The 17,162-nt window shown below is 66.5% G+C and carries 14 protein-coding genes; 8 read left to right on the top strand and 6 right to left on the bottom strand.

Translation table 11 applies throughout. The features are described 5' to 3' along the window. Nucleotides 1-23: 23 nt before the first annotated feature. From NU1_RS22025 to clpX, 5 genes are all read left to right on the top strand, one after another. On the top strand, nucleotides 24-596 hold the full coding sequence (locus NU1_RS22025; RefSeq protein ID WP_067523721.1) for an FKBP-type peptidyl-prolyl cis-trans isomerase: 573 nt from the start codon (nucleotides 24-26) through the stop codon (nucleotides 594-596). A 230-nt stretch (nucleotides 597-826) separates the two neighbouring features. After that, nucleotides 827-2,233, top strand: a complete 1,407-nt coding sequence (tig, locus tag NU1_RS22020) for a trigger factor (protein ID WP_067523788.1) — start codon at nucleotides 827-829, stop codon at nucleotides 2,231-2,233. Between the two features lie 199 nt (nucleotides 2,234-2,432). Then, the gene (locus NU1_RS22015) at nucleotides 2,433-3,020 is read left to right on the top strand and encodes an ATP-dependent Clp protease proteolytic subunit (RefSeq protein WP_067523720.1); all 588 of its coding nucleotides are present in this window, start codon (nucleotides 2,433-2,435) and stop codon (nucleotides 3,018-3,020) included. 37 nt (nucleotides 3,021-3,057) lie between these two features. Then, a complete protein-coding gene (locus NU1_RS22010) occupies nucleotides 3,058-3,732 on the top strand; it encodes an ATP-dependent Clp protease proteolytic subunit (RefSeq protein ID WP_067523719.1) in 675 nt (224 codons plus the stop codon). A gap of 283 nt (nucleotides 3,733-4,015) precedes the next feature. Further along, nucleotides 4,016-5,296 (top strand): ATP-dependent Clp protease ATP-binding subunit ClpX, encoded by a 1,281-nt coding sequence (gene clpX, locus NU1_RS22005; protein ID WP_067523718.1) that lies wholly within the window; start codon nucleotides 4,016-4,018, stop codon nucleotides 5,294-5,296. A 160-nt stretch (nucleotides 5,297-5,456) separates the two neighbouring features. Here clpX and NU1_RS22000 read toward each other — a convergent pair whose 3' ends face one another. From NU1_RS22000 to NU1_RS21975, 6 genes are all read right to left on the bottom strand, one after another. Continuing rightward, the gene (locus tag NU1_RS22000) at nucleotides 5,457-6,032 is read right to left on the bottom strand and encodes a carboxymuconolactone decarboxylase family protein (RefSeq protein WP_067523717.1); all 576 of its coding nucleotides are present in this window, start codon (nucleotides 6,030-6,032) and stop codon (nucleotides 5,457-5,459) included. Between the two features lie 96 nt (nucleotides 6,033-6,128). Beyond that, nucleotides 6,129-6,755, bottom strand: a complete 627-nt coding sequence (locus tag NU1_RS21995; RefSeq protein ID WP_067523716.1) for a dihydrofolate reductase family protein — start codon at nucleotides 6,753-6,755, stop codon at nucleotides 6,129-6,131. A 291-nt stretch (nucleotides 6,756-7,046) separates the two neighbouring features. Beyond that, nucleotides 7,047-7,613 (bottom strand): hypothetical protein, encoded by a 567-nt coding sequence (locus NU1_RS21990; protein ID WP_067523715.1) that lies wholly within the window; start codon nucleotides 7,611-7,613, stop codon nucleotides 7,047-7,049. A gap of 86 nt (nucleotides 7,614-7,699) precedes the next feature. Beyond that, nucleotides 7,700-8,074, bottom strand: coding sequence for a nuclear transport factor 2 family protein (locus tag NU1_RS21985; RefSeq protein ID WP_067523714.1), 375 nt, complete (start codon nucleotides 8,072-8,074; stop codon nucleotides 7,700-7,702). Between the two features lie 61 nt (nucleotides 8,075-8,135). Further along, complete coding sequence (gene fdhD / locus NU1_RS21980) at nucleotides 8,136-9,005, bottom strand: formate dehydrogenase accessory sulfurtransferase FdhD (RefSeq protein WP_067523713.1); 870 nt, start codon at nucleotides 9,003-9,005, stop codon at nucleotides 8,136-8,138. Further along, nucleotides 9,002-11,323, bottom strand: coding sequence for an FdhF/YdeP family oxidoreductase (locus NU1_RS21975; protein ID WP_067523712.1), 2,322 nt, complete (start codon nucleotides 11,321-11,323; stop codon nucleotides 9,002-9,004). Before NU1_RS21975 ends, fdhD begins: the two co-directional genes overlap by 4 nt. Nucleotides 11,324-12,315: 992 nt before the next feature. Between NU1_RS21975 and NU1_RS41645 the strand changes: the two genes are divergently transcribed. The 3 genes from NU1_RS41645 to NU1_RS41640 form a co-directional block, all read left to right on the top strand. Then, nucleotides 12,316-12,816, top strand: coding sequence for a hypothetical protein (locus NU1_RS41645; RefSeq protein WP_157552780.1), 501 nt, complete (start codon nucleotides 12,316-12,318; stop codon nucleotides 12,814-12,816). Beyond that, on the top strand, nucleotides 12,813-15,152 hold the full coding sequence (locus NU1_RS21965) for a hypothetical protein (RefSeq protein ID WP_067523710.1): 2,340 nt from the start codon (nucleotides 12,813-12,815) through the stop codon (nucleotides 15,150-15,152). Before NU1_RS41645 ends, NU1_RS21965 begins: the two co-directional genes overlap by 4 nt. Next, nucleotides 15,149-17,162: serine/threonine-protein kinase (locus tag NU1_RS41640; protein ID WP_157552777.1), on the top strand; the 2,014-nt coding region annotated here is incomplete at its 3' end. The genes NU1_RS21965 and NU1_RS41640, both read left to right, overlap by 4 nt.

The following is a 17,162-nucleotide window of genomic DNA, read 5'->3' as shown; positions in this document are numbered from 1 at the left end:
ACACTCGGTGAAGAGGAGCGTGCATGCGCGTGGTGGGCAAGATCGGTTCGATCGGCGTGGTCGCGGCCGCGGTGCTGGCGCTGGCCGCGTGCGGCAGTGACGACAAGGCCAGCGATCCGACGACTCCGGTCCCGGTAACCCCCAAGACCTCGGCCCTCACCACGCAGACGGAATCCAAGGGCCGTGAGTGCACCGCCGACGATATCGGCGTGGCCGGCGGGTTCGGCGAGAATCCGACGATCACCATTCCGGACGACTGCGATCCGCCCACCGAGCTCATCGTCAAGGACCTCGTGGTCGGCACCGGCCCGGCCGCGGCGGCGGGGCAGCAGCTGACCATGAACTACTCGCTCGTCACCTGGTCGGATCAGCAGAAGCTGGACAGCTCCTTCGATCGTGGTGAGACCTTCCCGCTGAACCTCGGCGCGGGCGAGGTCATCCAGGGCTGGGATCAGGGTCTGGTCGGCGTCACCGAGGGCAGCCGTCGACTGCTCATCGTGCCGCCGAACCTCGGCTACGGTGCGAGCAGCCGCGGCGGTATGAAACCCAACGAGACGCTGGTTTTCGTGACCGACGCTGTCAAGGTCGGTAGCTAGCGCGACAGCTGACCCAACGGGCCCGGCGGGCGGCTGAGGTGCGACTACCCGCCGCCGCGCCGGGCGAATTCGTTATCGGGGGAATTCCCGCCGCGACCATCGGCGCAGCTATGCCCTGACCGGTTACCGACGCTGGAGAGCGTTCAACTAACCTGGTCCGGATGCCTGCGGGGGGACAACCGAGACGTCAAGCACGAACGACAACGAACCAACGAACAAGGAGCATGTCCGTGAAGAGCACCGTCGAGCAGCTGAGCCCGACCCGGGTCCGGATCAATGTCGAGGTGCCCTTCGAGGAGCTGAAGCCCGACTTCGACAAGGCGTACAAGGCACTCGCGCAGCAGATCCGCATCCCCGGCTTCCGTCCGGGCAAGGCCCCGGCCAAGCTCATCGAGGCCCGTGTCGGCCGTGGCGCGGTGCTGGAGCAGGTCGTCAACGATGTGCTGCCCAAGCGCTACAGCGAGGCCGTGCAGGCCTCCGAGGTGAAGGTCATCGGCCAGCCGGAGATCGAGATCACCAAGATCGAGGACGGCGACGAGCTGACCTTCACCGCCGAGGTCGATATCCGCCCCGAGGTGACCCTCCCGGACTTCTCCAGCCTCGCCGTAACCGTCGACCCGATCGCGATCGACGATGCCGATGTCGAGAAGCAGCTGGATTCGCTGCGTCAGCGCTTCGGCACCCTGAAGTCGGTCGACCGCGCCATCGAGAGCGGCGACTTCGTCTCCATCGACCTGTCGGCCACCGTCGACGGCCAGGAAGTCGAAGAGGCCTCCACCACCGGTCTGTCGCACGAGGTCGGCTCCGGCCAGCTCATCGAGGGTCTGGACGAGACCCTTATCGGCCTGAAGGCGGAGGAGTCCAAGGACTTCACCTCCAAGCTGGTCGCCGGTGACCACGCCGGCAAGGACGCCGTCATCACCGTGACCGTGCAGTCGGTCAAGGAGCGCGAGCTGCCCGACGCCGATGACGAATTCGCCCAGATGGCAAGCGAGTTCGACACCATCGACGAGTTGAAGGCCGACCTGACCAAGCGGGTCGAGCAGGCCAAGAAGGTCGAGCAGGCCGGTGAGATCCGCGACAAGGTGCTCGACGCCCTGCTCGAGGCCACCGACATCCCGCTGCCGGAGAAGGTCGTCCAGGCCGAGATCGACGCCGTCGTGCACGACGCCGTGCACGGGTTCGACCACGACGAGGCCAAGCTGGCCGAGGCCCTGGCGGAGCAGGGTTCCTCGCGCGAGGAGTTCGACGCCGACACCAAGCAGGCCGCCGAGAAGTCGGTCAAGACCCAGCTGCTGCTCGACGCCGTCGCCGAGGCCGAGAACACCCAGGTCGGCCAGGACGAGCTGACCGAGCGGATCATCTTCCAGGCGCAGCGCTACGGCATGTCGCCGGATCAGTTCATCCAGCAGGTGCAGCAGGCCGGTCAGCTCGGCGCGATCTTCGCCGATGTGCGTCGCGGCAAGTCCCTGGCGGGTGTGGTCGTGGCGGCCACCGTCACCGACACCGCGGGCACGGTCATCGACACCACCGAGATGTTCGGTAACCCGGCCGCCGAGGCCGAGGAGATCTCCGCCGAGGAACTGGCCGAGGTCGCCGACGCCACCGAGGGCGAAGACGCCGAGGCCAAGGCCTGATACATCGCCGTGCTGAGGCCGAGTAACTCGCGAAGCCGAGCACCACGTAGTTTTGCGCTGTGAGCGAAGCAGGGCGGTACCGGGAGTTCGGTGCCGCCCTGCTTCGTTAGGGTTTGTGTCAGCGAATCAGAAGGGCTTGGTGGGACCAGGCCGGTGAGAGAGGCAGGTATCCGTGACGATCAATCAGGCAGGGGTGCAGATGACATCCGCGACTACTGGTCTCAACCTCAGTGACTCGGTATACGAGCGTCTGCTGCAGAACCGAATCATCTTCCTCGGCAGCCAGGTAGACGACGACATCGCGAATAAGCTCTGCGCGCAGATCCTCCTGCTGTCGGCCGAGGACCCGACCAAGGACATCTCGCTGTACATCAACTCGCCGGGTGGGTCCGTCACCGCGGGCATGGCGATCTACGACACCATGCAGTTCGCCGATTGCGATATCCGCACGGTTGCCATGGGTCTGGCGGCCTCCATGGGGCAGTTCCTGCTCGCCGCGGGCACCCCGGGCAAGCGCCACGCGCTGCCGCACGCGCGGATCATGATGCACCAGCCGTCCGCCGGTCTCGGTGGTTCCGCCGCCGATATCGCCATTCAGGCCGAGCAGTTCGCCTACACCAAGCGCGAATTGAACGAACTGCAGGCGATGCACACCGGTAAGTCCATCGAGCAGGTGACCGCCGATGCCGACCGCGACCGCTGGTTCACGCCGCCGGACGCGGTGGAGTACGGCTTCATCGATTCGGTGATCACGCACGCCCGCCAAGCGAATGGCACCGGCAACTAGGTCCGCAGCCCACCCACCCAGACTTTTGGAGACATCAATGAACATGATCGATCCGCGGGCCGCGGGCATCACTTTCGCCGCCGCTGGTTCCCAGATGCCGCAGTCGCGCTACATCCTGCCGTCGTTCGTGGAGCACTCGAGCTTCGGCGTCAAGGAATCCAACCCGTACAACAAGCTGTTCGAGGAGCGCATCATCTTCCTCGGCGCGACGGTGGACGACACCTCCGCGAACGACATCATGGCGCAGCTGCTGGTGCTGGAATCCCTTGATCCCGACCGCGACATCACCATGTACATCAATTCGCCCGGTGGCTCGTTCACCGCGCTCATGGCGATCTACGACACCATGCAGTACGTGCGCGCCGATGTCGCGACCGTCTGCCTGGGCCAGGCCGCCTCGGCCGCCGCGGTACTGCTGGCCGCCGGCGCGCCGGGCAAGCGCGCCTGCCTCCCCAATGCCCGCGTCCTGATCCACCAGCCGTCCACCTCGGGCGGTATCCAGGGTCAGGTGTCGGATCTGGAGATCCAGGCCGCCGAGATCGAGCGGATGCGTCGCCTCATGGAGACCACCCTCGCGTTCCACACCGGTAAGGACGCCGACACGATCCGCAAGGACACCGATCGCGACAAAATCCTCACCGCCGCGGAGGCGAAGGAGTACGGAATCATCGATACCGTCTTCGAGTACCGCAAGCTCAGCAGCCAGAAGTAGTAGTGCACGGGTGGCGGGGCGGGGACAGCTCCGCCACCCGGCAGGGTGAGTCCACGCACATGTCCGGCGAGAAACGTGCCCAAGTTATCGACCTCGGTCGCGAATAACGGGTACGGTCACTACAGGGACCTTTGCTCGTGGTTGTCGGCTCTGCCGAACGGCCGCACCCGTCGCAGGAATTCGATTACCTTCCTCGGGGCGCGGCATACGCTGGATAGGTGGCAGGCTCGCCGGCAGCCGAGACAGACGGTTGCACGCGGACAAGGAAGTAGGGACCCAGGAGATGGCGCGCATCGGTGATGGCGGCGATCTGCTCAAGTGCTCGTTCTGCGGAAAGAGCCAGAAGCAGGTCAAAAAGCTCATTGCGGGACCGGGGGTGTACATCTGTGACGAGTGCATCGATCTGTGCAACGAGATAATCGAGGAAGAACTCGCCGAATCGAGCGAGGTCAAACTCGATGAGCTGCCGAAGCCCGCGGAAATCCGCGACTTCCTCGAGCAGTACGTGATCGGGCAGGACACAGCTAAGCGCACTCTCGCTGTCGCGGTTTACAACCACTACAAGCGAATTCAGGCCGGAGACAAGGGCCGCGACTCCCGAGGCGAATCGGTTGAGTTGTCCAAGTCCAATATTTTGATGCTCGGACCGACCGGTTGCGGCAAGACATATCTGGCGCAGACGCTCGCCAAGATGCTGAACGTACCGTTCGCCATCGCCGATGCCACCGCACTGACCGAAGCCGGTTACGTCGGTGAGGATGTCGAGAACATCCTGCTGAAGCTGATCCAGGCCGCTGATTACGACGTCAAGCGCGCCGAGACCGGCATCATCTACATCGACGAGGTCGACAAGATCGCCCGTAAGTCGGAGAACCCGTCCATTACCCGGGACGTCTCCGGTGAGGGTGTGCAGCAGGCGCTGCTGAAGATTCTGGAAGGTACCCAGGCCTCGGTGCCCCCGCAGGGCGGTCGCAAGCATCCGCACCAGGAATTCATCCAGATCGACACCACGAATGTGCTGTTCATCGTGGCGGGTGCGTTCGCTGGTCTGGAGCGGATCGTCCAGGATCGAGTCGGCAAGCGCGGCATCGGTTTCGGCGCGGAGGTTCGCTCCAAGGCCGAGATCGACACCGCCGATCACTTCGCCGAGGTGATGCCGGAGGATCTGATCAAGTTCGGGCTCATCCCGGAATTCATCGGTCGCCTCCCGGTCGTCGCGTCGGTCACCAACCTGGACAAGGAATCCCTCGTCCGGATCCTGGGCGAGCCGAAGAACGCCCTCGTCAAGCAGTATGTGCGACTGTTCGAAATGGACGGTGTGGACCTGGAATTCACCCAGGACGCGCTGGAAGCCGTTGCGGATCAGGCGATTCTGCGTGGTACGGGCGCTCGTGGTCTGCGGGCCATCATGGAGGAAGTCCTGCTTCCGGTCATGTACGACATTCCCAGCCGCGACGATGTCGCCAAGGTGGTCGTCAATGCCGATACCGTGAACGACAATGTGCTGCCGACCATCGTGCCGCGCAAGCGTCAGCCACCGGAGCGTCGCGAGAAGTCGGCGTAGCCAACTCTCGGGATTCTCACCGGGCACTGCCCCTGAACCCCAACTACGCCGAAAGCGGGCCCCGTGAGAACTTCTCGCGGGGTCCGCTTTCTGTCGGTGGGGGTTGCCGTCGAACGAAATCGGGGCCGCTCGCCGTATCCCGGCGGCGGCCCCGGCACACTCAGTCCTGCGCCCAGGGCACGCGGCAGGAGTCCTTGCTGAAGCCCTGATCGGTAATGCCGAGGGCGTGGTACTCGCGGGCCCGCGAATTCTCCAGGCCGATCTGGTAGGTCAACTCCATAACGCCCTGGGTGCCGAAGCGCTTCTTCAGGTCGGTGACCTGCTCATCGGTGACCGTCATCGGGGTGGCGGTCATGGCTTCGGCGTAGGCGATGGCCGCGCGCTCATCGTCGGAGTAGTGCGGGGAGGTTTCGAAATCGTCGATGTTCCGCAGCTTTTCGGTATTCAGGCCGGACAGCCTGGAGAGCATGTTGCCGAAATCGATGCACCAGGAGCAGCCGACGGTGCGCGCCGTTCGGTAGACGGCGATCTCGCGGATATTCGCGGGCAGTACCGTGGACGCCCGCTCGACCATGGTCTCGTGTACGCCCGCGGCCCGCATGAGCTTCGGGTGATTGGCGAGGACGGCGAACGGTTCCGGTACCTCGCCGAAGCGACGCTTGCTGTACCAGTAGGCGATCCGAGTCAACAGCCCGGCCTGCTGTGGGCTGACGGCGGGAATTCGAGTGCTGACCATGGCGACTCCTTCGCTGGCGAGTGACTGCTATCCCTTGGACGAGACAGCGGCTCGCAACGTGACGGGCTGGCCTGGTGACCCGGGTCACGGCCTTGCTCAGGCGCTGGAACCTTCGTCGGAGTAGTCGCCGTAGACGGGAGCGCCCTGCTTGCGGTACGTGCCGATAATGACACCCGCCGGGGTGGTCCGGGATTCAGTGAGGGCGAGGCCGGTGGGCTGTGCGCCTTCCACGAAGAGTCGTTTACCGGAGCCGAGGATGACCGGGAAGGTCAGGATGTTCAGGGTGTCGACCAGGCCGTTGGCGAGCAGCGTATGGACGAGATCGCCGCTGCCGTGCACCTGCAGTTCGTGGCCCGGGCGCGCTTTGAGTTCGGTGACCTCCTTGACGAGATCGCCGTGCAGCAGCTCCGAGCCGAACCAGTCGGCCTGGTCGAGGGTGCGGGTGGCCACGTATTTGGGCAGGGAATTGAGCTTGTGTGCGATGGGATCGGCCGGGTCGTCGTGTTCCGGCCAGTATCCGGCGAAGATCTCGTAGGTCCGTCGGCCGAGGAGGAAGGCGTCCACCCGGTCGAAAACCGAGATCATGAATTCGCCGAAGGCATCGTCGCCGAAGGGTACCGACCAGCCGCCGTGGGTGAACCCGCCGCCCGGATCCTCCTCCGGCCCGCCGGGCGCCTGATACACGCCATCGAGGGTAATGAAGGTCGTTACCGAGAGCTCCATGGTGATCTCCTATTGCCGTCCCGCCCGCCTGATGCGAGCACGTCACCTGCTGCTGTCGAGGCAAGTGTCGCGAACCCATCGGTTCGGTTGGGGCAGTTCGGAATCGGTGACGATCGAGGAGTCGATCGCGCCCTGGTCGGGAATCGTCATTGATTCCCCGTGGTTCGCCGTTGAACCTTTATCCCTACTTCGGAAATCGACCCTTGCGCTACACCTGTTACGACGGTGCGGCGGCGGAGAATTCATCGCGGGACGACGAAGGTTTTCGTGACGCGGATCGGCAGCGGGAAACTAGCGCGGCGGGCGGGATCCGAGACCGCGGGAACCCCGGGTGTTGCGGCGGGGGAATCTCAGCGTGAACGGCGCGGGTTCGGGGACCGGACGCCGTTCCCGCGGGGCCACGAGTATGCAGGCCAGACCGAGTGCGGGCAGCGCGACGAGGCTGATGGCATTGAGCACCGAACTGAGCGCACTCATCCCGTCCGGCCAGTGGGTCACGTGATACAGCAGGTGGGGGAGGCCGAAGACCAGCCAGGCCAGGCCCGCGACCCGGGCGATCAGACTGTCCAGGTAGTACAGCGCCACCATGGTGACCGCGGCGAGAGCGAGGAAGAACGCGCCCACATCGGCGGCGAGATGATGGTTGTACGGGCCGTCGACGCGGACCCAGTGCAGGCCGAAGCCCGGAAAACTGTTGTACCAGGACTCCGGCGCGATCACGGCCCACAGGCCTGTCACCAGACCGGTGAGCGTCAGAATGCCCAGCATGATCTGCAGGGCGAGCCACCGTCCGCGGTTCACATCCAGGCGCATGCGGACGTGCAACCCGTCGCCGGTGCCACGCAACGAGATTCGCATCGGGCGGCCCTCCCGTCCCTTACCGAATCAATAGGTGTTGTGTCACCGTAATTCGGCGGACGGGAGGGGGCAATAGTGCGCAGGTCTCAGCTTTGTTCCATGACCAGGTCGTCCGGACCCCAGTACGCCTTCATGGCGACGATCTTGCCCGCATCGTCGAATTCCATGATGTCGATGGGCGACAGCGTCATCCGCTGGTCGCCGAACTCGGTGACGAGGGTGAAGGATACGGCGGCGTGCTTGCCCGCGACCTTCACGGTGTGCAGTTCGGTATTGCGCTCGGCGACGTTCTCCAGCGCGGCGTAGAGCTCGCGGATGGCGGCGTGGCCGGTGCGCACCTCGCTGCCGATCGGGTCCTCGACGGTGGCATTGTCGGCGTAGAGGGCCACGATATCGTCGGTGGGTCCGGTGGCGACCAGCTTCACATACTGTTCGACCACGTCACGGGGCTGCGCTGCCATGAAATCTCCCAAAGAATTGAAACGCGTTCTAGATCGAAGCCTACAGCGTTGGGGCGGTGGATCACACCGTGCGACTCGGTGAGTGGCCATTGCGGTCGGAGTTCTCCAGGCCGTGCGAGTCCATCAGGACGCGGTGGGTGCCGGAGTAGATGTTCATGGAGTCACCGCGCAGGAATCCGATCAGGGTGAGGCCGGTTTCGTCGGCCAGATCCACGGCCAGCGAACTCGGGGCCGATACCGCGCCCAGGACCGGGATTCCGGCCATAGCGGCCTTCTGTACCAGTTCGAAGGACGCGCGACCGCTGACCATGAGTACCAGATCGTGTGCGGGCACGCGGTTTTCGCGCAGCGCCCAGCCAATGACCTTGTCTACGGCATTGTGTCGCCCGACATCCTCGCGGACCGCGAGTGCGGTGCCGTCGGCGGTGAAGAGTCCGGCCGCGTGCAGACCGCCGGTGGCATCGAAAACCTCTTGCCGGGACCGTAGTTCGCCGGGCAGCGCCGACAGTACCGATGTCTCGACGGTCAATCCCTCGGTCGGAATCGGGTACCGGATGCGGGTGCGGACCTCGTCCAGGGCCGTTTTGCCACAGAGCCCGCAGGCGCTGTTGGTGAGGAAATTGCGCGGCTTCACCTCGACCGGTTCGCGCAGCTGCACATCGAGGAGGTTGTAGGTGTTCTGACCGTTCGCATCGGTTCCCGCGCAATAGCGCGCGATGGCGATGTCCTCGGCCCTCGTGATCACGCCCTCGCTGAAGAGGAAGCCGTGGATCAGGTCGATATCCGCGCCGGGGGTGCGCATGGTGACCGCGAGCGACCGGCCGCCGGTACGGATCTCCAGGGGCTCCTCGACGGCCAGGGTATCGGGGCGCCGCACGACCCCCTTGGGGGAGATGCGCAGGGTTTTCCGGCGCGCGGTGACCCGGCTCATGAGTGGTGGATGTGGCGCTCCAGGCGGATGGTGACCGCCTTGGAGACCGGGGTATTCGACCGCAGCGCAACATGATCGAGTGGGACGAGCGGATTGGTTTCCGGATAGTAGGCGGCGGCATTACCGCGCGGGGTGGAGTACCCGACCAGGCGGAAACCCTCGACCCGGCGTTCCTGTGGTGCGGCCTCGGGGCGAGCGCTGTCGGTCCACTCCGAGATCAGATCGACGAGTTCGTCCTCCACGAAACCGAGGGCGGCGATGTCCTCCGGATGTACCAGCACCACCCGGCGGCCGTTGTGGATACCTCGGTAGCGGTCGTCGAGGCCGTAGATGGTGGTGTTGTACTGGTCGTGGCTGCGCAGGGTCTGCAGGATGAGTCGGCCCTCCGGCACCGGGAGCCAATGCAATTCGTTCGCGGCGAAATTGGCCTTGCCGGTGGTGGTGCGGAATTCGCGGGCGTCGCGCGGCGGGTGTGGCAGTTGGAAGCCGTCGCGGCCGCGGACCTTGGTGTTGTAGTCGGCGCAGCCGGGCACCACCTTGGCGATGGCATCGCGGATTGTGTCGTAGTCGCGCCGAAAGTTCGCCCACGGCACCGGATGTTCGGGACCGAACAGAGCCTGCGCGAGTTCGCAGACAATCGCGACCTCGCTGCGCAGGTGCTCGCTCACCGGCTTCAGGCGGCCGGTGGACAGATGCACCATGGACATCGAATCCTCGACCGAAACCTGTTGGCGCGCACCGCCCTGTTCATCCGCATCGGTGCGGCCGAGGGTGGGCAGGATGAGGGCGGTCCGGCCGTGTACCACATGGCTGCGGTTCAGCTTGGTCGAGACCTGCACGGTCAGCTCGCAAGTGCGCAGTGCCGCCTCGGTGACCTCGGTATCGGGGGTGGCGGAGACGAAATTGCCGCCCATACCGAAGAACACCTTCGCCCGGCCGTCGCGCATGGCGCGAATGGCATCGACGGTATCGAAGCCGTGTTCGCGCGGGCTGGTGATGCCGAACTCGCGGTCGAGGGCGGCGAGGAAGGATTCCGGCATCTTCTCCCAGATGCCCATGGTGCGGTCGCCCTGCACATTCGAGTGCCCGCGGACCGGGCAGACGCCCGCGCCGGGCTTCCCGATCATGCCGCGCAGGAGCAGCAGATTGGTGGCTTCCTCAATGGTGGCGACGCCGTGCAACTGCTGGGTCAGGCCCATGGCCCAGCAGATAATGGTGGCCTCGGATTCGGCCAGCAGGCGTGCGGTGCGATCGAGGTCTGTGCGGGTCAGGCCGGTCGCTTCCTCGACCACGCCGAGATCGACCGCGCGGACCTGTTTTTCGTAGTCGTCGAAGCCAGCGGTGTGGGCGTCCACGAAGGCGCGGTCGACCACCGTGCCGGGCTTGCGGTCCTCGGCCTCGAACAGGAGTTTGCCCAGACCCTGGAACAGGGCCATATCGCCGCCGAGACGAATCTGCAGGAAGTCGTCGGCGATACTGATGCCGCCGGTGAGGCCCTTCAGCGTCTGCGGGTCGCTGAAACCGATCAGGCCGGTTTCCGGGAGCGGGTTCACCGCGATCACCTTGGCCCCGTGGGCCTTTGCCTCGCCGAGTGCGGACAGCATGCGCGGATGGTTGGTGCCGGGATTCTGTCCGGCCACGATAATCAGGTCGGCCTTGGCGAAATCGTCGATCGAGACCGAGCCCTTGCCGATACCGATGGAGGCCGTCAGTGCCGCGCCGGAGGACTCGTGGCACATATTCGAGCAGTCCGGAAGATTATTGGTGCCGTAGCTACGGACGAGAAGTTGGTAGAGGAAGGCCGTCTCGTTGGCGGTGCGGCCGGAGGTGTAGAAGAGCGCCTGATCGGGTGAGTCCAGGTTGCGCAGATTGTCGGCGATGAGGCGGTAGGCGTCGTCCCAGGCAATGGGCGAGTAGTGGGTGTCGCCGGGGCGCACGACCATCGGATGGGTGATGCGGCCCTGCTGGCCGAGCCAGTATCCGGATTTGTCGGCGAGGTCTTCGAGGGAGTGCTCGGCGAAGAATTCCGGGGTGACGGTGCGCAGTGTCGCCTCCTCGGCGACCGCTTTCGCGCCGTTCTCGCAGAATTCGGCGGGGCGGCGTTTGCCGGTCGGCTCCGGCCAGGCGCAGCCGGGGCAGTCGAAGCCGTGCCGTTGATTGAGGCGGGCGAGGGTGCGGGCGGTGCGGACCACACCCATTTCCTCGACGGCACGCTCCAATGCCACCGTCACCGCCTTCACGCCCGCCGCCTGCGTTTTCGGCGCGGAGACGGTCAGGGCGGCCTCATCGATGTCCTTCTTCGGCGCGGGACGATGCATAACGACCATTCTGCTCCGCCTGAGACGGCCGCGGCCACCGGGGGCGGCGGTGTTTCCGGTGGGCCATGAACGTTCCGGCCCCGCCGCGCGATATATGAGCGGGGAATCGCGTAGTCGGCTACCCGGGTTCGGTCGTCCCGGCGCGCCTAGCGTTATTGCCACTGCATAACGCCTGGGTGACACGGCTCCACGGGCGGGCAGCTGGACTTACCATCGAACGAGCGAGGTCACGTCCGATGAAGACATCCGCACACGTCGGTTCGCGTGCCGACGCATCGCGTCGGCGGGCGAAATATCCATGTGCCGAGCGGAATCGGCGCAGGGCGGCCCGGTTGGGGGCGATTGTCGCCGCGGCGGCGGTGATCGGTGGGTCGGTATTCGTGGCCCGGGCGAATCCCGTGGTGGCGCCGACGATTCCGGTGGTATCCGTGCCCCGCGCTCCGGTGTCTACGGTCGAAACTCTTTACGTGCCAGTCGGTTTGTCGCAGCGCAACGCGGTCGGCGAGATGGGTGCGGGACCGCGAGTTCCGGTACGGCTGCCTGCCGGGCCCATCGCACCGGTTGCCACCACGTCGGCGCCGCCGGGAGATATACCGGATGGTGGGGGGACCCGGGACGGCGTTGGGACACCCGAGGGGGGATCACAGCAGAATCCGGATCCGCAGCCGTGTGCGGTGTGGTGTCCGGAGCCTGAGCCTGAACCGCAGCCGAACCCGAATCCGAACCCGAACCCGAACCCGAACCCGAACCCGGAGCCTGAACCGCAGCCGAACCCGAACCCGAACCCGAATCCGGAACCTGAGCCGAATCCGAACCCGAATCCGGAACCTGAGCCGAACCCGAATCCCGAGCCGAACCCGGAACCGGAGCCCAATCCGGAGCCGGAACCTGAGCCGAACCCGAATCCCGAGCCGAACCCGGAACCTGAGCCCAATCCGGAACCTGAGCCGAACCCGAACCCGGAGCCGAAGCCCGAGCCGAATCGGGTGCCGGTGCCAAATCGGGAACCGATTTCGCCCGGCCGCACTGACGGCGCGGTAACTCCACCGGCGCAGCCGGATCCGGCGACGCCACCGGCTGAGAATCCCGCGCCGGGTTCGCCGAATATCTACCCGGATCCGACCGTCTACTCGGGGCTCGAGGTGAATCCGCCCGCGGTGTCGGCCGGTGGCGCGGTCAAGGTGACCGGGCGCGGCTGCGATCCCGGTGCGACGGTGCGGTTGTCGATCGGGTCCGGACAGGTGGGCGATACCACCGCGGGTCCCGACGGTGCCTTCGACGCCGAACTGTCCACCGGTACCACCGATATCGGCCACCATCGGGTCACCGCGGCCTGCGGGACCACCCTCGCCGGACCGTTGGACATCGTCCTCGTCAGCCGGGTCGGCGGCGGCACCTCCACCGCCACGGTACTGCTGTTCTTCCTGCTCATCGGTGGCTGGTTCTTCGGCCACCGACTGGTATCCCATCTGCCCGACCGGAGGTCTCGATGAGTGGCCGTCGTACCCTGCTCGGCTCGTTGCTCACCGCCCTGTTGCTGGCGCTCGCCCTGTGCGGCGGTGGTCCGGTCTCGGCCGCCGACGGTGTCACCGCCACCGCCACCCTCGATGGGAAGCCCCTGACCGGGGCGAACGCCAGCAACCCGATTCGCCTGGACCCCAGCGAGGTCGCTCAGATCACCATCGAATTGTCCAATGGCACAGGTAGTCCCATCACCCTCCGGCGTGTGGACCTCACCGGTCACGTCCTGGGGCTGAACTTCTTCTCGTATTCGACCGCCGTCGAAATGACCATTGCCGCAGGCGAAACCGAGAAACTGTCCTACCGTCTCGACCCCGCCGGACTCGACGGGCAAGCGACCGGTCTGATCGGCGCGGATCTCACCGTAATCGGCTCCGATGGCAAGCCGGTAGCCGCGGTCGCCACCACCGTCGACGTCCGCGGCTCCCTCCTGTCGGTATACGGCCTCTTCGGCATGGTGCTCACCGTCCTCACCGCACTGGCCATCGCCGATGCCGCCTTGACCGTTGCTCGCCACCGCCTTTCGGTGAACCGCTGGCAGCGCGGCCTACGACTGCTGGCTCCCGGTATCGGCATCGGCCTGATGATCGGTTTCACCGCCTCCGCGGCACGGTGGTGGGTCCCCGCCACCGGCCTCTGGCTGGCTCTCGCCGGTGCCACCGCCACCGTCTTCTTCCTGGCGGGGTACTTCTCGCCGACCCCGGATCAGGGCGACGGCCTGGACCTGGACGCCGCCGACCTCGCCGCCGCCCGGGAATTGGACGCCCACGGATACGGCGCGCTCGCACCGGTGGGCAGCGGATCGGACGGATCCCGTTCGCCCACACCGGGAAGTGGCGGGCTGGAGCCGCGCGGATTCCGTGCGCCCGAACCGGGCAGTGGCGGGCGGGATCTGTACGATTCCCGCTCACCCCAACCCGTGCACGGGGTGGGTGCGCACGACCCCGGTGCTTCCGGGCAGCGCGGTTATCGCGCCCCCGGGACGGGCTTCGCCGAACCCGATCGGCGTACCGCACCGCCCACGCCCGCAGTCGGTGCGGCCACCCCGTTCGGTCCGGCCGTGTACGGCGGAGCCGAGGTCGGCGCAGCCGAACCGCAGCGGCCGCCCGGGCCGGGCTGGCACGACCCGTCCGAAAGCCCCACCGTCCGGGTTACCCCGCCCCACCGTCCGGTTGAATCGAATAGTCGTGCCATACCGAGGTCGCGCGGTCACCGTGGGTCGGACGCGCGCAGCTTCGGCGCGCCCGAGCGGGACGGGGACACCCTGCGCGATATCGGCGGAACGCTGCCGGACCTCACCGGACTCGACCGCGCTGCGGCCCACCATTCCGGTCCGCCCGCAGTGCAGCGGCCCGGTGCTCCACAATCGCGCTCGATGCCGAACCGTCGTGCGGCCGAAAGTACCGAAACCACCGGCCAACCAGCATCCGACGCCCGTTCGAACCCGGAGCGGCGTGCAGCTGACAATGCCGAGACCATCGGCCACGTGGGGCTTGATGCGACGCAACGGCAGAAGTACTCGGCGCCGGATCGGCGGGAAGTCGAAAACGCTGCGCCCCTCGACCATTCGGGGCCAGGTGTTTCTCCGGACTCGGATCGGCGTGTGGATGACGGTGAGACCATCGGTCGTGGGGGGTCGGGCGCTCGGGCGGGCTGGAAGTACTCGGGGTCGGACCAGGCTGGTGTCGAAGGTGATGTGGGCCTCGGCTATTCGGAGTCTGGTGTCCGTCCGGTGTCGGATCGGCCTGTGGATGACGCTGAGACCATCGATCGTCGCGGGTCCGGTGCGCGGGTGGGCTGGGAGTACTCGGGGTCGGACCGGGCTGACGTCGAAGGTGATGTGGTACTGGGCTATTCGGGGTCCGGTGTTTCTCCGGTGTCGGATCGGCGTGGGGTGGATGACGCTGAGACGATCGGTCGTGCGGGATCCGGTGCTCGGGAATGGCGGACGCGTTCGGCAGCGGACCCGCGTGCGGGCGAGGACGCCGAGACCATGGGCTATGTGGAGCCGGTTGTGTCGACATCGGGGAAAGACACGATTTCGGACAAGCATGAAGTCGATACGGAGACGGTCCAATTCGGGCTGGCGGGCGATCGGCGAGGTGGCGGCTCGGACCGGCCGGGGCACGACGTGTCGGATGCTCGGCGGCGCGATGTGCCCGATCCTTATGGGCGCGAGTCCGATCCTTATGGGCGCGATGAGTCGGAGACCTCGGGGCGGAGTGTGCCCGCGCCGGATGGGTTCAGTGCGCCGGATTCGTCGGGGCGTGGGGTGCCGAAGTATCCCGGTGGGGGCGCGGGGAGATGAGTGTTCCGGATCTGAACAGTGCTGATACCGAGCGGGTTCGGGCCGCGCTGCCCGGGTATGTGATCGATGGGCAGGTGGGGCGCGGGGGTTGCGGGGTGGTGTTGTCGGGGACTCATCGGGGGTTGCACCGGCCGGTCGCTATCAAGCAGATACCGCCGCAGTTCGCACACGATATGCAGGTGCGGCGGCGGTTCGTGGACGAGGCGCGATTGATGGCGACCATCGACCATCCGCATGTGGTGCCGGTGTACGACTACATCGAACACCAGGACCTGTGCCTGCTGGTAATGGAGTACCTGCCCGGCGGGACCGTCGAAAGCCGTTTCACCACCGAGGGTTTCGCTGCGACGGCGGCGGTCGCCATCGCGCTGTCCTGTGCGGCGGGACTGGAGGCGGCGCATCGGCACGGCATTCTGCACCGCGATGTGAAGCCGTCCAACCTCATGTTCTCCGGCGCGGGCGCGCTCAAGCTCACCGACTTCGGTATCGCCAAGATCGTCGGCGGTGATGACACGCTCGTGACGCGCGCCGGGGAGATAATCGGGACCCCGTCCTATATTGCCCCCGAACAGATACGCGGACAACAACTTTCCCCCGCCACCGACGTCTACGCCCTGGCCACCATGCTGTACCAGTTGCTGTCCGGCGTTCTCCCCTTCCCGCCCGGTGAAGACCACCTCGCCATGCTCTTCGCGCACGCATACGGCGAACCGGTACCCCTGCGCCAGGTGGCCCCCGGCGTCCCCGAACGCATAGCCGACGTAGTCATGCGCGGTCTCGCCTCCGACCCCGCCGAGCGCTTCGACACCGCCGAAACCTTCGGCGTCGCGCTGGCCCAACCCGCCGCCCTGTGCTGGGGCACGGATTGGCTCACCCCCGTGGGCATTCCGGTTATCGGCGCGGACACCATCGTGGCCGCCGCGACCGGCGGTGGCCGATCGACCCTCGCCGGATATCCCGGCCCACAAACCAGCGCATACCCGGGCGATCGCCCCACCGCGCGCCCAGGACCCTCGTCGTACCCGGGTTCTGGATCTACGTCGTACCCAGGTTCTGGACCTTCGCCGTACCGAGGGTCAGGGCCTTCGTCGTACCCACAGCCGGGGTCTACGTTCTCGGGTTCTGGACCTTCGTCGTACGGGGGTTCTGAACCTTTGGCGTACCCGGGAGCCGGGCCGTCGGCGTACCCGGTAGCCGGGCCGCCGCCGCAGTTTGAATCGGCTCGGACACAGCACGCGCCGCAGCCGCGAGGGGGTACGGGTCCGAACGCCCAGGCGGGAGACGGGCCGTTCCCGCGCGACGGTGCTGGACCGGCGGCGTTGCCGGGCGGCGATCCGAATACGCGGTCCGGGCGAGATTCGGCAGCACACTCCGGCAGCGGTCCCGCCGGATACGGTGCGAGAGATATGTCAGGGGACCCCGTCGATCCCTACGCGATCACCGTGCGTCCCGGCCACCCCGGTTATCCCGGTTCGCGTGGGACCGGCCCACGCCCGGTCGACCAGTTCAATGCCACCCCGCCACCTCGCGCTACCGGTCAGCGCGGGGACCCCCAGCCCTCGGACATCGGTCCCCAGTTCGGCACGGCCCCGCCGCCACGCGCCTCCGATGTGCGCGGGGGCACGCCGTTGCCAGGCCCCGGTCCCCAGTTCGGTGGGGCCTCGACACCGCGTGCTGCCCACCAGCTCGGTGCGGAGTCGCCACCGCGTGCCGACGGCCAGTTCAATGTGACTCCACCCCCACGTGGCGCCACCCAGTTCGGTGCGATGCCGCCACCTCGCTCCTTCGATTCCGGCGGTAGCCCGGGGCGGCGGGATTCCGCCGCTTCCAATGAGCGCATCGTGCGACCGGGGTCGGTACCCGAAGCCGATGGCCGACAAGAGTCTTCGATGACGCGACAGCCCGGTGATTCGGGGCCGCGACCGTCATGGGTTGGGTCGGTGCCGCCACCGTCCAGTGCACCGGAAACCCTTGTGAATCCGCGTCAGCGGCCACCTTCGCGGCCACCGT

This window comes from Nocardia uniformis NBRC 13702, assembly GCF_001613345.1.
GTDB lineage: Bacteria > Actinomycetota > Actinomycetes > Mycobacteriales > Mycobacteriaceae > Nocardia > Nocardia uniformis.
The sequence above is the reverse complement of the archived record's forward strand: the minus strand, read 5'-3'. Positions and strand labels throughout refer to the sequence as shown.

Coding starts and splice junctions, on each gene's coding strand:
- NU1_RS22025 (WP_067523721.1), top strand. CDS start 24: ATGCGCGTGGTGGGCAAGATCGGTTCGATCGGCGTGGTCGCGGCCGCG.
- NU1_RS22015 (WP_067523720.1), top strand. CDS start 2,433: ATGACATCCGCGACTACTGGTCTCAACCTCAGTGACTCGGTATACGAG.
- NU1_RS22010 (WP_067523719.1), top strand. CDS start 3,058: ATGAACATGATCGATCCGCGGGCCGCGGGCATCACTTTCGCCGCCGCT.
- clpX (WP_067523718.1), top strand. CDS start 4,016: ATGGCGCGCATCGGTGATGGCGGCGATCTGCTCAAGTGCTCGTTCTGC.
- NU1_RS22000 (WP_067523717.1), bottom strand. CDS start 6,032: ATGGTCAGCACTCGAATTCCCGCCGTCAGCCCACAGCAGGCCGGGCTG.
- NU1_RS21995 (WP_067523716.1), bottom strand. CDS start 6,755: ATGGAGCTCTCGGTAACGACCTTCATTACCCTCGATGGCGTGTATCAG.
- NU1_RS21990 (WP_067523715.1), bottom strand. CDS start 7,613: ATGCGAATCTCGTTGCGTGGCACCGGCGACGGGTTGCACGTCCGCATG.
- NU1_RS21985 (WP_067523714.1), bottom strand. CDS start 8,074: ATGGCAGCGCAGCCCCGTGACGTGGTCGAACAGTATGTGAAGCTGGTC.
- fdhD (WP_067523713.1), bottom strand. CDS start 9,005: ATGAGCCGGGTCACCGCGCGCCGGAAAACCCTGCGCATCTCCCCCAAG.
- NU1_RS21975 (WP_067523712.1), bottom strand. CDS start 11,323: ATGCATCGTCCCGCGCCGAAGAAGGACATCGATGAGGCCGCCCTGACC.
- NU1_RS21965 (WP_067523710.1), top strand. CDS start 12,813: ATGAGTGGCCGTCGTACCCTGCTCGGCTCGTTGCTCACCGCCCTGTTG.